Raw genomic sequence first — 15,217 nt, 5'->3', positions numbered from 1 at the left:
GTGTCCAACCCCCTGACGATGACTGACGCACTGCATGCCGCCCCGGCGCCGGGGACCGGCGAGGAGGAGCGGTGGCTGGTGGCCCAGGCGGTTTCGGGCGACCGGGAGGCGGCGCGTCGCCTGTACGAGGCGCACGTGGACCGGGTCTATCGTCTCGCGTACCGGATTGCCGGTGACCGGCATCTGGCCAGCGAACTCACCCAGGACGTCTTCGTCCAGCTCTTCCGGGTGATCGGGCAGTTCCGTGGGGAGTCATCGTTCGCGACCTGGCTGCACAAGGTCGCCACCACGACCTGCCTGAATGCGATGCGCCGAGTGAAGCGGTTCCGGCAGCGGGAGTACGACCTCGAGGATTACCACCAGCTCCCGGCGTCCGATGGGGGCATCAGTCCGGACCTGCACGATGCGCTGACGAGCGCCATCGACGGGCTCCCGCCGAACCTGCGGATCGCACTGATCATGTACACGATGGAAGGCTACACCCACGCCGAGATCGGCTCGGCGCTGGGGATTGCGGAAGGCACCAGCAAGGCCAGGGTCTCTGAAGCCCGGGCACGACTGCGGGCGATGTTGGCCCCGCACTTGGAGGACCGACGATGAACCAGCACGATCCGCTGGACACCCTGTTGCGCGATGCCGCGAGTCAGTGGCGGGCACCGGGTGAGACCCCGCGCGACGCGATCTGGACGGCGGTGCGGGCCGAGCTCGATGCGCCGGCCGCTCCGCTGCGCCGCCGCGGGACGCCGGGCTGGGGGATGTTCTCCGCCGCGATCGCCGCGGCACTGGTGCTCGGCGTCGCCATCGGGCGTCGCGGGGTGAATCCCGTGGCCGCCCCCGTCGCCACCGTCGCCGCGGCAACGCCCGATCCCTATCAACGCGCCACCGAGGAATTGCTCGGACAGACCGCGATGTTGCTGGTGGCGCTGCCGGAGCAGGATGCGCCGGCGGCAGCGAATGCGCAGCTGGTGACGCAGGGCGTCGAGTTGCTCCGCAGCACGCGGTTGCTGCTCGACTCCCCGGTCGCCACCGACCCGCGGATGCGCGCGCTCCTCGAAGACCTTGAACTCGTGCTGGTGCAGGTGGCTGGGCTTGAGCCGCGCCGAGCCGATGAACTGACCTTGATCCGCGATGCCGTCCACCAGCGCGACCTGTTGCCGCGCCTCCGCTCGGCCGTTGTGGCCCATTCCCTCCAGCTGAACTGAGAGACCCCATGCGCCTTTGCACCCTGCTCACCCTGTTGCTGGTTCCGGCCGCTGCCGCGGCGCAGGTGGCGACATCGCCTGTCGCTCCGCGGACCCCCGCGCCGATCATGACGACTGTGCCGTCCGCGCCCTTCGGATCGTACTCCCGGCTTTCGCCGAGCATCAACCTCGACCCGATCGGCTCGGTCTACAGTCTCGACCACTTCAGCGACGCGCAACTCCACTTCACCGACGCGCTGGATCGGTATGCCCTCAGCGTCGACCGGTTCAGCTCGGCCTTCGACGGCTTCACGTCGATCAGCGGCTCCACTTTCGGCCACCAGCCGCCGTCGGCGTGGGCCAAGGACGACCCGGCCGACTCGCTGTACCGCCTGGCACGCGAGACGCTCAATCGCGGCGACTATCGCCGGGCGGCAACGCTCTTCGGTGACATCACCAAGCGGTTCCCGACGTCGGTCTATGCGCGCGATGTCCCCTACTGGCAGTCGTTCGCGCTCTACCGCATTGGTGGCACGCCGGAACTGCAGGAGGCGCTCGGCATCCTCGAGCGGTGGCGCGCCGCCCAGCCGACTCCCGAGGCGACGAAGAGCGGCGCCGCCGCGAGCTCGCCGGGCGCGACCTTCCGCAACGGCACCACGGTCCTGATGCCCCGTGACGCCGAAGCGACCAGGGTCTTCACCACCAGCGGCAACGGCATCACCTGGGCGAGCAGTGGCACGCGTCCCGACGGCGACGCCCTCGCGGCGCGGATCGCCGGCGTCCTCTCCTCGCGCGGCATGTCGAACGACCCGCTCGTGAAGCGTGCCCTCACCGCGCGCGGCGCCGACGCCTGCGACCAGGAAGAGCAGGCCGTGCGCAGCGAGGCGCTCAATGCATTGCTGCAGAGCGATCCGGAGGCGGCCCGCGGCGTTGCGGCGCGCACCTTGGCAAAGCGGGACGAATGCTCGGTGCCGCTGCGCCGGACCGCCCTCTTCGCGATTGCCGGCAAGAAGGACGCGGCCGCGACCAACACCCTGCTCGGCGTGGCGCGCAACGACCCGTCGACCTCGATGCGCTTGCAGGCAATCGACTGGCTCGGCTCGATGCCGGGAGACGAGGTGGTGACTGCCCTCGAGGAACTGACCCGCAGCAATGATGCCTCGGTGCAGCGTGCCGCCGCCCGCGCCCTTGCCGCAAACCCCTCGCCGCGTGCCAAGGCCGCTGTCCGCGCCGTCATCGAGCGCAACGACGCGGATGAGTCGCTCCGGGCCTCGCTGGTCGACGCCCTCACCAGCGACCGCGCCAGCACGGAAGATGCGGCCTGGCTGCGCGGCGTCTACGCCAAGACGACCTCGCCGCGCGTGCAATCGCGCATCGCCTCGGCGATCGCCCGAGTCGGCGGCGAGAGCAACGTCCAGTGGCTCACGGCCCTGGCCCGCAACGAAGACGAGCCGCTCGATTCGCGGCTCGCGGCGATGCGCAGCATCAGCAGCACCGCGGATGTTCCGACCCTCATCCGTCTCTATGACGTCGCGACGCACCAGCGCATCCGCGGTACGCTCATCAGCGCCCTCGGCGACCGGAAGGACCCCGCCGCCCTCGAGAAGCTGATCGAGATCGCCCGGAACGGCACCGACCCGAGCGCCCGCCGTCAGGCGATTTCCGAACTGTCGAACAGCAAGGACCCGCGGGCGACCAAGCTCCTGCTCGAGTTGGTGGACAAGTGAGCCGCCGCGTCGAAGGGTTCATCCTGCTGCTGAGTGCCGCGGCGATGCCGCTCACGGGGCAGGCACTGGACCGGCGGGTGGCCGGCGCGCCGGACGGCAACGTGCAATTTCACTTCGCCGCACGGGCTGGTGTCTGCGGCAACGGTACCACCCTGCTCCGCGTCGACGACGGCGGGGGGTACTACTACTCGTCCGGGAACGACATGAACCGCGAGCAGTGCGCCGCCGGTCCGGTGCGCGTGGTCGTGGCACGGATCGGCAAGGAGGTCGTCCGAATCGAGACCCACGCTGGTCCGCTGACGCCCGAGGCCGGGGACGGCACCAATCTTGGCGCGGTCGGCAGCGGTGACGCAAGCAAGTGGTTGCTGGGGCTGGCGACGTCACTCGAGGGCCGACCGGCCCGCGATGCGCTCCTCCCGGCGATGATCGCCGACAGCAGCGTCGTGACGCCAGCGCTTGCCGCGATCGTCCGCGACGGCGAGCGTTCGCGTGATCTCCGTCGCAGCGCCCTCTCCTGGTTGAGTCGGCGGCGAGACGAGGCGGGTGGCATCGGCGCGGCCGCGGCGACACGGCTCCTCGAGGAGATCGTGCGCAACCGGAGCGAGAATGAGTCGCTCCGCAGCTCGGCGCTTTCCTCGCTCTCCTCGATGGACCGGGGCGAAGGCGTCACGACGCTGATCGCCTTCTCGCGCGAGAGCGATCCATGGCTCGCCCGGCAGGCCTTCGCGTCGCTGACGCGATCAGGGGACCCGCGCGCACGGCAGTTCACCCGCGAGGCAGTTCGGCGCAGCGACCTGACCGACGAACTGCGTGTCCTCGCGATCCAGGGTCTCGGCGGCGACTACGCCACGGGCGCCGATTACCGGCTGCTCCGCGAGCTCTATCCGTCGCTCAGCACCGATCGTGAACGGGATGCCCTCATCAGTGCCCTCGGCAATGCGGGCGGCCGCGACAACGTCACCTGGCTGCTCAGCGTCGCCGAGTCCCAGACGGAACCCGTCGCCCGGCGTCGGCGCGTGATCTCGATCCTCGGGCGACTCGATGAGCCGCGGATTCGTGAAGCGTTGAAGGGGATGGCCGAAAAGGAGCGATGATCGATGGTCGATGATCGATCATCGATGGACGATCATCGATCATCGTATCTTAGGGGATGCATCGCTTCCTGCTGACGTTTCTGCTCGCAACCTCCGCCTCCGCGCAGTCGCCACTGACTGAGGCGGAGGCGGCGTTGCGCGCGGGGCGACCATGGCGGACGACGCAGCTGCTTGGGCCAGTCCTCGCCAACCCGTCGACGCGCACGCCAGATGCAGTGATCCTCGCCGCGCAGGCGGCGGCGGCGTGGCAGGGGTGGGGGACGGTGACGAAGCTGCTGGCACGCGAGCCGTGGCTCGACGCCCGGTATGATCGACTCGGCCGACGATTGCTGGCCGAGGCCGCAGTCGGCGAGGGGCGGGCGCGCGATGCCGTGAACCATGCCACCGTCGCGGCTGCTGGGAATTCCAACGATCGGACCGCCGACGAGCAGGGGCGGCGACTCCTGCTGCTCGCGCGCGGCTACGACCGCCTCGACGTGCTCGACTCGGCGGCGGCGCGTTATCTCGATGCCGCGCAGCGCTTCCCTGCCCTCCGCGACTGGCTGGCGCTCCGCGCGGCGGCGGTTTCGACGGACTCGACCGACCGCATGCGGCTGTATGCTTCGCTCACGCTGCCGGGGGCCACCGGGCGGGTGCCGCGGATTGAGGCGACAGCGCGGGAACGCAGCGGCGACACCGCGGCGGCGATCACCGCCTACACCAGGCTCGGTGCGCGCGGTACCGCGCTCCGACTCCGCTGGCAGAGCGCCCGCGATATGTCCGCGAAGCTCGCCGTGCGCGACGAACTGCTCGCGATGTTGGCCGGCGATGCCACCACGGCGACCAGCCGAGAGGCGCTCGATCTCCTCGATCTCCTGAAGCCACCGCTCGATCGCGGTCAGCGACTGCTTGCCGCCCGGCGCGCGGCGTCGCTCGGCCGCGCGGCGCAAGCAGTCACTCACTATTCGGCGGCGGCCAAGACTGGGAGGCTCACCTCGTCCGACCGACTGCGCTTCGGCACGGCGCTGGGTGATATCGGCCGCTGGCCCGATGCCGCGGCGCAGTTTCGAGGCGTCACCGATCCGGCGCTGGCGGGCCACGCCGCCTACTACGGCGCCCGTGCGTTGCTTCGCAGCAACGACCGCAATGCCACACCGGCGCTCGAGCGTACCATTCGCAGCTTTCCGCGCGACACCCTTGCGGCAAGCAACGCCCTCTACCTGCTCGGCGATCTCGCACTCGATCGCGGTGCGATCGACTCGGCTCGGACCCTGTTCCGGCGGTTGGTCACGCGCTACCCGTCGAGTGCACAGTACACTCGGTCGCTGATTCTCTCGTCGCTGATGGCGATCGAGGCGGGAGACCCGGCGACGGCGGTCCACGACCTCGAGCTCGGCCTCGCCGAGCGGAACCCGAGCGGCGTCAACGGCGACGCGTTGCGCTACTGGCGCGGCCGCGCGCTGCTGCTCACGGGTGATGCGAGTGGCGGCAAGGCGGCGCTGCGCGAGCTGCTCGATCGCGGCCCCGAGAGCTATTACGCGGTCCGTGCGGCGGCCCGGCTCGACACGCTCCCATGGGAGGCGCCGACGCACGACCCGGCACCCGTGGACTCGGCGATGCGCGCTGCCTTCGAACGCGCAGCGCTGCTGGACACGCTCGCCATGGGCGCCGAGGCGGGCTACGAGCTCGATCGGCTCGCCGCGAACGCGAGCGGCGCCGACGGGCTGCTGCGCGCGGCCGAGGCCTTTGCCGAGTATGGCTATGCGCAGCGGGCCGCGCAGTTGGCCTCGCGTGCACTCGCCGCCGGTGCCCCGCGCGATGGCACGCTCTGGCAACTCATCTACCCGCTCCCCTACGAGACGCGACTCCGCGAAACGGCAATGAGCGAACGCGTCGATCCGCTCCTCGCGGCGTCAGTGATCAGGCAGGAGAGCGGATTCGAGCCCCGCGCCACCTCCGGCGCCGGCGCCCGCGGCCTGATGCAGATGATGCCCGCGAATGGGCCGTCGCTCGGGCGGGCACTCGGCTTTCCCGAATTCGAGGCCGCATTGCTCTGGGTCCCCGACGTGAACCTCGCCTTCGGGATGCGCCATTTCGCGACCGCACTCGGTCGCTATCCCGAACCGGAGCGCGCCCTCGCCGCCTACAACGCCGGCGGCACCCGCGTCGATCGCTGGAGCCAGGCAACGCTCCGCGGCATCATCGCCAAAGATCAGCTCCGCGCACCGATTGCAGACGCCGAGATCTTCGTGGAGCGCATTCCGTATGACGAGACGCGCGGGTATGTGCGAGCGGTGATCAGGAATCTGGCGATGTATCGGATGATCTATGGGAGGTGAACGGTGAACGGGGCGCGGCCGGTGGCCGCGCAGGGTGAGGGGTGAGGGGGGAACATTCTGTCATCCCGAGCGCAGCGAGGGACCTGCGTAACAGCACTACGCAGATCCCTCACGTTGTTCGGGATGACGTCCCCCCTCACCCCTCACCCCTCACCCCTCGCCCCTCACCTCTCCCGCCGTCATCCCCCGTTCCCGCATCGAGCGCACCGTTTCGCTCCGGTCGCGCTTGCTGAGCTTCTTGCCGTCGGCGGCATACAGCAGCGGGTGATGGACGGTGACGAACGATGCGGTGCGTCCCAGGAGTTGGCCCAGCACGTACTGCCTGCCGGTCGACGTGATCAGGTCCTCACCGCGCACGATCAGGTTCACACCATGGCGCAGGTCGTCCACCACCACACAGAACTGATAGGTCCACTGGCCCTGCGCATCGCGGATGACCGGATCGCCATGCTCGCGCGCGGGCTGCTGATGCAGCTCGCCGAGGCGGAGATCGGTGACCGTGGTCTCGTTGTCGGGGAGCATCACGCGGATCGCGGTGCGCCCCGGCCGGTCGATCGGCTGGCCGCGGCAGGTGCCGGGATAGTGGCGTTCACCGTCGGGCCCCGGCGTGCCGAGGTCGGCGCGAGTGCAGGTGCAGCCGTAAAGGAGGCCGCGGGCGGCGAGCTGGTCAAACGCAGCCTGGTAGCGGTGGGGGACGTCGCTCTGGCGGTACGGAGATGGTCGGCGGCTCAGCGACTCGAGCGACGGGTCGGTGGTGGTGTAGCCGAGCCAGGCGAGGTCCTCGAGGATGCTGCGTTCGAAGCCTGGTGTGCAGCGACTGCGGTCGTGATCCTCCATTCTCACCACAAGCCGCGCCCTGACTGCCTCGGCCACGCCCCACACCCATGCGGCGTGGAGGACGTGCCCGTGGTGGAGCTCACCGGTCGGAGACGGTGCGAAGCGCGTCACGAGCTCTCCCGCCGGCAACCCGAGCGCGACGCTTCCCCCCAGCCGCGCATCTTTGAGGCGTTGCAGGAGTGAACTCAACTCACCGGGGGTAGGTCCGTGGCTCATGCGTCCTGGATTGTCGCTGGATTGTCGATCACCCTCGCCCTGCCGGCGCCGGCGCAGGTGCGGAACATCAACCTGACCGGCGCACCGATCAAGGCGATCGCGGAGCCGTTCACGGTGATCGGCGGCGTCCGCGAACTCCCTGGGAACAAGGCCGTCGTCGTCGATCGTCAGGAGAAGAAGGTGATGATGGCGAACTTCGCCACCGGCGGCGTCACCCCGATCGGTCGCAACGGCAGTGGGCCGGGCGAATACGAGTACCCGGTGAGTCTCTTTCCCGGCCCGGGGACCGACACCTGGGTCGGCGACCCGCTGGCGGGGAAGGTCCACGTCGTGAAGGCGGACGGCAAGGTGGTCGACGGGATTCTTCCCCCTGAGGGCGAAGGCGGGATGTCGATGATGCTCCCCCGGGCCGTCGATGCCACGGGACGCCTCTACTACCAGTCCTTCCCGCGTCCCGAGCCAGGCAAGGCCCCCGATGCCGACTCGGTCGCGATCCTGCGGTGGGACCGTGCGGCCAAGCGGATCGACACCCTCGGCAAGGTGCCGTCGGGAATGAGCGTCAACACCAGCGGTTCGTCGGCCAACAACCAGCGCGTGATGATCTCCAGCAAGCCACTCAGCGCGACGCCGGTCTGGTCGGCGCTGCCCGATGGCCGCGTGGTGATCGTCCAGCCATCGCCGTATCGGGTTGATGTCCTGAGCGCGAACAAGTCGGTCACGCACGGCCCGGTGCAGGGCTACACGCCGATCAAGATGACGGCCGCCGAGCGGAATGCGTATCGCGCGGCGCTGAAGACGTCCTCCCCGATCGGCATCACGCGGACGAACGGTGGCCCGGCGGAGGAGGCGGCACCAACGTCTCGACCACCTCCCAGGCGCCGCCGCAGCGGGAGATCCCCGACGAGGACTTCCCGGCGGTGATGCCGCCGTTCAGCGGCCAGAATTCGGTGCAGATCTCGCCCGACGGCGAGATCTGGGTGCTCCGCACCCGCCCGGCGAGTGACAAGGTGCCGACGTACGACATCTTCAACAGCGCCGGCCAGCTCACGGGCAAGGCGACGCTGAAGCCGAATTCCGCGGTGGTCGGCTTCGGCGCCGGTGCGGTCTACGTGGCGCGGCAGGATCCGGAAGATGACCTCCGGTACCTTGAGAAGTACGCGCGCTAGCAACGGCTGACGTTTCACGCGTGCGACGATGCCCCGCCTTCCCCCCCGGAGGTGGGGCATCGTGTTTTATTTGTCCGCTGCACCATCCCGGATCACGCCGTCCTTCCCCCATCTTGAAGAGCGACCATGCGTCGATTGTTGCTGCTCGTGCCCCTGCTCGGCACCGCCTGCGTCCAGCCCCTCCGTCTGGCGCGCAATGATGCGCCGACGGTGCTGGCCCATCAGGACCTGCTGGTCCCGAGCCCCGCACTCCCGGGCAGTTATCCGGTCCACACGATGTACTACGGTAGCGGCACCGACAAGCACCGCGCCGAGTACCGCGACTCGGTGACCTTCAAGACGAAGCCGGTCGACGGGACCAAGCTGGCCACCGCCACGCCGGAGCGGAAGAAATACTGGGGCTTCGGCTTCGACTCGATGCCGGTCAACGGCCGCATCTGGTATCCCGAAGGGGCGGGGCCGTTCCCACTGGTGCTGATCGTCCACGGCAACCACAGCATGGAAGACTATTCCGACCCGGGCTACGCCTACCTCGGCGAATTGTTCGCGAGTCGCGGCTACATCCTGGTCTCGGTCGACGAAAACTTCCTGAATGGCGGGATCGGCGGGGAGAACGATGCCCGCGGCTGGATGCTGCTGCAGCACCTCAAGGCGTGGAAGACCTTCAACGACTCGGTGGGGAGCCCGTTCTATCATCGCGTCGACATGAACAACATCGCGCTGATGGGGCACTCCCGCGGCGGCGAGGCGGTCGCGGTCGCCGCCGCCTTCAACACGCTGAAGCGCTACCCCGACAACGCGGCGCTGACCTTCGACTTCAACTTCAATATCAAGGCCATCGCCGCGATCGCGCCGGTCGATGGCCAGTACCAACCCTCCAGCAAGCCCACTCCCCTCGACAACATCAACTATCTGGTCATCCACGGCTCGCATGACGGCGACGTGTCGTCGTTCATGGGGCTGCGTCAATACTCGCGCATCCGCTTCACCGACGGCCAGCCGCACTTCAAGGCCGCAGTCTGGATGTACCGCGCCAACCACGGGCAGTGGAACACCGAGTGGGGCAGCAGCGACGCCGGCCCGCGTGGCGAGCGCTTCCTCGATCTCCGCGGCCTGCTGCCGCCCGAGGAACAGCGCGCGATGGCGCAGCTCTATCTCTCGGCCTTCCTCGACGCGTCGCTGCGCGGCAAGAGCGAGTACCTCCCGATCTTCCGCGACCATCGCGTGATGGGGACGTGGCTGCCGAAGACGATGTATGCGACCCGCTTCCAGGACGCCGGCTACCGCGCGCTCGCGAACTTCGACGAGGACGTCGACGTGACCACCGGCAGCGCGCCTGGCGTGGCGATCACCGGCGACTCGCTCGCAACCTGGAAGGAATCGGTGATGCCGCTCCGCTCGCGCGGCGGGCAGGTCGGTCGATTCGCCGTCTGGCTCGGCTGGAACAACCGCCTTGCCGGGAAGGACACCACCAAGATGGGCCCGGCGGCCGCCTACACGGTGACGGTCACCGACTCGATCCGGAAGGCGTGGTCGGTGGGCAGCGCGAGCGCGCTGGAATTCTCGCTGGCGGTGACCGACGAGAAGCCCGGTCCGCGTGCCTTGCCGAAGGACAGCACCAAGGCGAAGGCCGACTCCACCAAGGCCAAGGGCGATTCGACCGCCAAGGCGGCACCGAAGAGCAAGGAACAGATCGCCAAGGAGAAGGCCGAGAAGGCCGCCAAGGCGAAGGAGGAGAAGGCCAAGGCCGACAAGGAGAAGAAGGAGAAGCCGAAGAAGGAGGTGAAGGACTCCACGCCGATCGAGCTCTCGATCGAGGCGATGGATGCCGCCGGCAATCGGGTCTCGCTGCCGCTCTCGACGTATGGTGTGGCGCGTCGACCGCTCGAGGTGACGGTCTATCGACGGGCCGGCTCCGACAAGTCCAGCTTCGGCTCGCTCGCCGAGCTGGTGCCGCAGACCTACGTGATCCGGCTGACCGATTTCCGCGACAAGGATCCGCGCTTCGATCCGTCGCAGCTGACGTCGCTCCGCTGGGTGTTCGACAAGACCACGGCCGGGACGGTGATCCTCACGGACATCGGACTCTCCAACATCTCCCCGACCTTCTTCGTTGGACGGACTCCATGAAGCGGCTGCTCCCCCTCGCGCTGATCACGCTGCTTGCCGGCACCGCCTCGGCCCAGTCGCCGACGCAGCCGCCGCCGCTCCTCCTGCTCCCGGGCTCGACCCGCGGCATGGCGCTCGGCAACGCCTACGTCGCGGGCGACACCCCCGACGTGATCTTCTACAACCCGGCGCAGGTCGGCGATTCCCGCGGGACGGTGGTCTCGCACCAGCGCTTCGGCTCGCATGCCTCGCTGGCGTCGCTCGCCACCAACACCACCGCGCTCGGCTGGACCGTCGGCTTCGGCGTGCAGTACATCGAGTACGGCGCCGAGCGTGAGGACGGCGCCACCACCATCGGGAAGCTGGCAGCAGGCGGCGACTTCGCTGCCTCGAGCGTCCTCGGCCTGATGAGCCTCTCGAAGCAGCAGAACGGCTTCCGGGTGGGCGTCACCGCGAAGTACCTCGCACAGCAGGTCGCGCTGGGCCGGCAGAGCACGCCGTCGTTCGACATCGGCTTCGCGAAGGACGTCTCGTTCGTCACCGTCGGCCTCGTCCTGGCCGACCCCGACGGCGTCTTCGAGAACAACTCGACCCCGGCACTCCGGCTTCCCACCAAGGTGACGCTGGGCGCGATGGCGACGGGCCTCCCCGTCAGCACCTGGTTCGATGGCGGGATCGCGGCGTCGGTGATGACGGACAAGCGCGGTCGGCTTGTGCCGAATGGTGGCGTCGAGCTCAGCTACGTCCCGGTCAGCGGCTGGAGCTTCACCGGCCGCGTCGGGGCACAGGCCGCGATCCAGCCCGAACACGACGGTGCGTCCGCGCTGACGCTCGGCGCGAGCGTGAACGCCGATCGACTGAGCGTGGACTATGCGTTCCAGCAGCTGAAGGGGGCGGGGGCGACGCATCGGGTGGGGGTGAGGTTCAGGTAGGATGATGGATGATGGATGATGGATGATGGATGATGGATGATGGATGATGGATGATGGATGATCGATCGTGTCATCCATCAACCATCATCCATCATCGTCTTACCTCACCACGCCAACACCCTCCCCCGCCAATCCACCATCCTACCATTCACACTGTCATCGGCCGCCTCGAGCGTTGCGAGCAGTCCCGCCGCGACCTCATCCGCCGAGGGCTGCACGGCCGGTCCGTGAAGCGCGGTGCGATAGAGACCGGGGTTGCCGATGATGACGCGAATCGAGTCGGGTTCGAGGTCGAGCGCGAGGGTGCGCATCGCCATCTGAAGCGCGGCGGCGCTGATGGCCTGGCCGTAGTGCCCGCCATCCGTCCGATCAGTGAACGAGCCAAGCCATGAGGTGATCGCGAGGATCGCCGGTGCCGCCCCGCTGCGCAGCGGAAGCCGGAAGGCGCGAGCGAGCGCGAGTGGCAGCACCGCGTTCTGGTCCACTTGGGCAAGCACCAATGCCGGGTCCAGCTTCGGCAACGTGATGTTGGCGTGCTGATCGGGAAGGGTCGGTCCGGCGTGCTCCTGCCAACCGGCGAGGATCAGCCGATCGACGGCGCCACCCAGTGCCTCCGTCACCGCCAGCGCCACCTCGTCAGGCGTGCGGCGCGAATCGCCCACCAGCACCACCTGATCGGGCCGCTCGCGGGCCAGATCGGCGAACAGCGGGATGCGGCCCGGCTGCGCCGCGACCACGGCGAGGCGATCGCCGCGCTCCGCGGCGACGCGGACGAGGGTCGCACCGAGCGGGGTGGCGGCACCGAGAATGGCGGTCCTGAGCGTCATCGAGGTCCCGTGGTGGCGTGGGCGTACCAGTCGAGGATGAGTTGGCGGGTGCGGAGCCAGTTGGAGGGGTGCTGCGTCGCGGCACCGCATTCGTCGCTCAGTCGGACCAGCGCCGATGGCACGCCGCGGAGCTGCAGCGCCGAGAACCACTCGCCCCCCTCGTCGATCGGCAGCGCGCGGCGACAATCGCCGGCGACGACCAGCACCGGGGCCCGCACCGCCCCGACCACGTGCAAGGGTGACCGCTCGCTCCAGTCGAGCCGATCCTGCCGCCATGGCCGCGAGAAGAACGGCTCCTCCTCGGCGCCGAGCGGGCCAGGGAGACCGGCGAGCCAGTCGTTGGCGGGGCAGCGCACCGACGCCGCAGCAAAGCGGGTGCTCCGACCGACGACCCACGACGCGAGCATCCCGCCGCCGCCGCAGCCGCCGACGAAAACCTTCGCCGTGTCGACCCAGCCGCGGCTGATCACCTCGTCGACGCCGGCGATCACGTCGTCGAGGTCGACGCCAGGGTAGCGGGTGCCGAGCGCGGCACCGAAGTCGCTGCCGTAGCCGGTCGAGCCGCGCGGGTTGAGCAAGAGCACCAGGTAGCCAGCCGCGGCCATCTGCTGCGCCGTTGGCGAAAAACCGAGGTGCTGCATCGCGTGCGGGCCCCCATGCAGTTCGACATGGAGCGGTCGCTTGCTGCCGACGACGAAGTCAGGCGGCTTCACCAGCCATCCCTGCACCAACGCGTCGCCGGAGTGGTATTCAACCTCTTCGACCTCGCCGAAGTGCACCGCCTTGGCGAGCGCGTCGTTGAGGTGCGTGACCGGCTGGATCTCCCACGGCTTCTTGAGCGGGAAGCGCACCAGCTCCCACGGGAGCGACGCCGTGCTCCGGATGGCCAGGCCGTAGCCGCCCTTTCGGGCAATCGCGGCGAGCTCCATCCGGTGCAGGCCGTTCGACCCCGGCTTCACCTTGCCGTCCTTGAGCGACACCGAGTAACTGTTGATCGCCCCGCGATCCTCGGCGCTGAACCAGACCGTCTGGTTGTCCGGATCCCAGGTGGCGCCGACGGCATCACGGTCGAGGCTCGCCGTCATCGTGCGGAACCCGCCGCCATCGGGGCGGATCACGTGGAGGGGCTGCGTGCGGTAGCTCGCCGTCCCGTCAGCAAAACCGCTGAATGCGATCCACTTGCCGTCGGGCGAGACGACCGGCGTGTGCCAGAAGCCATCGGTCGCGGTGAGGCGGCGGAGCTCGCCACTCGCCACCTGCACCACGTACAGCTGCGACTGCTGATAGCGCCGCTCGGCGTCGGGCTCGAGCAGGCCGTCGAAGACGATCGCCGTCCCGTCGAGGAACCAGTCGAAGGGAATGGTGCCATGCACGCCGGTGTCGCGGGCACCGACGTCGAAGCCGCCGGCGGTCACCTGACGCGCCTCGCCACCCGTGGCGCTCACGACGAAGAGCTGCACCCACCCCTCGGCCGAGCGGAGGCGGGTCGTGATGCTCGGATCGGCGGCCCAGTTGCCCCCCTCGGCAGGGATCGGCGAGGTGACACGGATTGGCGGAGCGAATGGCACCAGCCTGGTGAAGGCGATCTGCTGGCCATCGGGCGACCAGCGGAACGCGATCGGCGGAGTCGGGCCAGTCGTGAGTGTGACATCACCGCCGCCGATGGTCCGGACGATGAGCTGTGTGACGCCCTCGATTTCGGCGAGCCATGCCAAGCGCTTTCCGTCAGGTGACCACGCGGCGTGATGCCCGGGGGCGACCTGGCGAGGATTCGCGCCGTTGTCATCGACCTGCCAGAGCATCGACTCGTAGCAGTCGGCGATCCGGTTGGCCTGGATGCGGGTGTAGACGATCGACTTGCCGTCGGGACTGATGGCAGGCGAGGCGACCCGCTCGAGCTCGAGAAAGCGATCGAGGGTGAAGGTCCCCTGCGCCGCAGCCGGAACCGCGGCGCCGAGCAGGAGCGCGGCGAGGGCGACCCTCACGTGACGCGGCGCTGCAGCTCGAGGATCACGCGGGCGATCACCATTTCGACGCCGATCTTGTTGTGGCCGCCCTCCGGGAGGATGACGTCGGCATACCGCTTGGATGGCTCGACGAACTCCATATGCATCGGCCGCACGGTGGTGAGGTACTGGCGGATCACGTCGCCCATGGTGCGGCCGCGTTCCTCGACGTCACGCTGCAACCGGCGGATGAAGCGGATATCGTCGGCCACGTCGACGTAGAGCTTGATGTCGAAGTGCTTCCGGAGCCGCGCATCAGTGAAGAGGAGGATGCCATCGACGATCACGATCGGGCTCGGCTGCACCGTGACGACGGCCGCCGCGCGCGTGTGGGCGGCGTAGTCGTAGGTCGGCTTCTGGATCGGCTGCCAGGCCGCGAGCGCCTCGAGTTGCTCGACCATCAGGTCGTTGTCGAGCGCGTCGGGGTGGTCGAAGTTGACCCGTCGCCGATCGTCCATCGAGAGGTGGCCGAGGTCCTTGTAGTAGGCGTCCTGGTCGACGAACGCGGCATCGATCCCGGTCGCCTCGTGGATCGCGCGCGCCACGGTGGTCTTGCCGGAGCCGGAGCCGCCGACGACGCCGATGATCAGGGGGCGAGGGCGAGGGGCGTCAGGCACGGGTGCTCCGGAGGTGGGGTGAACGGTGAACGGTGACCAGTGACCAGTGACCAGTGACCAGTGACCAGTGACCAGTCAAAGATATCTCCTCCGATGGATGTCAGCCTCGGGTAAGGCGCGTCGCCTGGCGCGACGCCGAGGGGGGCTCGCGCGTCTACGCTAGATCCCACAACCCTTCCAGGTGGTT

The 15,217-nt window shown here is 68.9% G+C and carries 13 protein-coding genes; 9 read left to right on the top strand and 4 right to left on the bottom strand.

From position 1 onward, the window contains the following. Positions 1-18 precede the first annotated feature (18 nt). From IPP98_11060 to IPP98_11040, 5 genes are read left to right on the top strand one after another with little or no spacing between them, the layout of a single operon-like run. Positions 19-600: an RNA polymerase sigma factor gene (locus IPP98_11060; GenBank protein MBL0179648.1), complete on the top strand. Its 582-nt coding sequence runs from the start codon at positions 19-21 to the stop codon at positions 598-600. Beyond that, positions 597-1,202, top strand: a complete 606-nt coding sequence (locus IPP98_11055) for a hypothetical protein (GenBank protein MBL0179647.1) — start codon at positions 597-599, stop codon at positions 1,200-1,202. The genes IPP98_11060 and IPP98_11055 overlap by 4 nt, the downstream gene beginning before the upstream one ends. An 8-nt stretch (positions 1,203-1,210) precedes the next feature. After that, positions 1,211-2,908: a HEAT repeat domain-containing protein gene (locus IPP98_11050; protein MBL0179646.1), complete on the top strand. Its 1,698-nt coding sequence runs from the start codon at positions 1,211-1,213 to the stop codon at positions 2,906-2,908. Then, positions 2,905-4,002: a hypothetical protein gene (locus IPP98_11045; GenBank protein ID MBL0179645.1), complete on the top strand. Its 1,098-nt coding sequence runs from the start codon at positions 2,905-2,907 to the stop codon at positions 4,000-4,002. Before IPP98_11050 ends, IPP98_11045 begins: the two co-directional genes overlap by 4 nt. Before the next feature lie 56 nt (positions 4,003-4,058). Then, positions 4,059-6,320 carry a transglycosylase SLT domain-containing protein gene (locus tag IPP98_11040; protein MBL0179644.1) on the top strand — a complete coding sequence of 754 codons (2,262 nt, stop codon included), beginning with the start codon at positions 4,059-4,061 and terminating at the stop codon, positions 6,318-6,320. 150 nt (positions 6,321-6,470) lie between these two features. Here the strand turns inward: IPP98_11040 and IPP98_11035 are convergent, their stop codons facing one another. Continuing rightward, on the bottom strand, positions 6,471-7,373 hold the full coding sequence (locus tag IPP98_11035; GenBank protein ID MBL0179643.1) for a tRNA glutamyl-Q(34) synthetase GluQRS: 903 nt from the start codon (positions 7,371-7,373) through the stop codon (positions 6,471-6,473). A gap of 21 nt (positions 7,374-7,394) precedes the next feature. Here IPP98_11035 and IPP98_11030 point away from each other — a divergent pair, with 21 nt between their 5' ends. The 4 genes from IPP98_11030 (at position 7,395) to IPP98_11015 (ending at position 11,580) form a co-directional block, all read left to right on the top strand. Beyond that, positions 7,395-8,294, top strand: a complete 900-nt coding sequence (locus tag IPP98_11030; protein MBL0179642.1) for a hypothetical protein — start codon at positions 7,395-7,397, stop codon at positions 8,292-8,294. Next, complete coding sequence (locus IPP98_11025; GenBank protein MBL0179641.1) at positions 8,294-8,539, top strand: hypothetical protein; 246 nt, start codon at positions 8,294-8,296, stop codon at positions 8,537-8,539. Before IPP98_11030 ends, IPP98_11025 begins: the two co-directional genes overlap by 1 nt. Positions 8,540-8,665: 126 nt before the next feature. Continuing rightward, entirely contained in the window at positions 8,666-10,669 is a 2,004-nt protein-coding gene (locus tag IPP98_11020; GenBank protein MBL0179640.1) for a hypothetical protein, read from the top strand. After that, entirely contained in the window at positions 10,666-11,580 is a 915-nt protein-coding gene (locus IPP98_11015) for a hypothetical protein (GenBank protein ID MBL0179639.1), read from the top strand. Before IPP98_11020 ends, IPP98_11015 begins: the two co-directional genes overlap by 4 nt. Positions 11,581-11,684: 104 nt before the next feature. Here the strand turns inward: IPP98_11015 and IPP98_11010 are convergent, their stop codons facing one another. From IPP98_11010 to udk, 3 genes are read right to left on the bottom strand one after another with little or no spacing between them, the layout of a single operon-like run. Continuing rightward, positions 11,685-12,407: an SDR family NAD(P)-dependent oxidoreductase gene (locus IPP98_11010; GenBank protein ID MBL0179638.1), complete on the bottom strand. Its 723-nt coding sequence runs from the start codon at positions 12,405-12,407 to the stop codon at positions 11,685-11,687. After that, complete coding sequence (locus tag IPP98_11005) at positions 12,404-14,392, bottom strand: S9 family peptidase (protein ID MBL0179637.1); 1,989 nt, start codon at positions 14,390-14,392, stop codon at positions 12,404-12,406. Before IPP98_11005 ends, IPP98_11010 begins: the two co-directional genes overlap by 4 nt. After that, entirely contained in the window at positions 14,389-15,030 is a 642-nt protein-coding gene (gene udk, locus IPP98_11000) for a uridine kinase (protein ID MBL0179636.1), read from the bottom strand. The genes IPP98_11005 and udk overlap by 4 nt, the downstream gene beginning before the upstream one ends. Between the last annotated feature and the right edge of the window lie 187 nt (positions 15,031-15,217).

It is taken from the genome of Gemmatimonadota bacterium (assembly GCA_016720805.1).
In the GTDB taxonomy this organism is placed as follows: Bacteria; Gemmatimonadota; Gemmatimonadetes; order Gemmatimonadales; family GWC2-71-9; genus Palsa-1233.
This window is presented reverse-complemented; position numbering and strand designations above follow the sequence as displayed.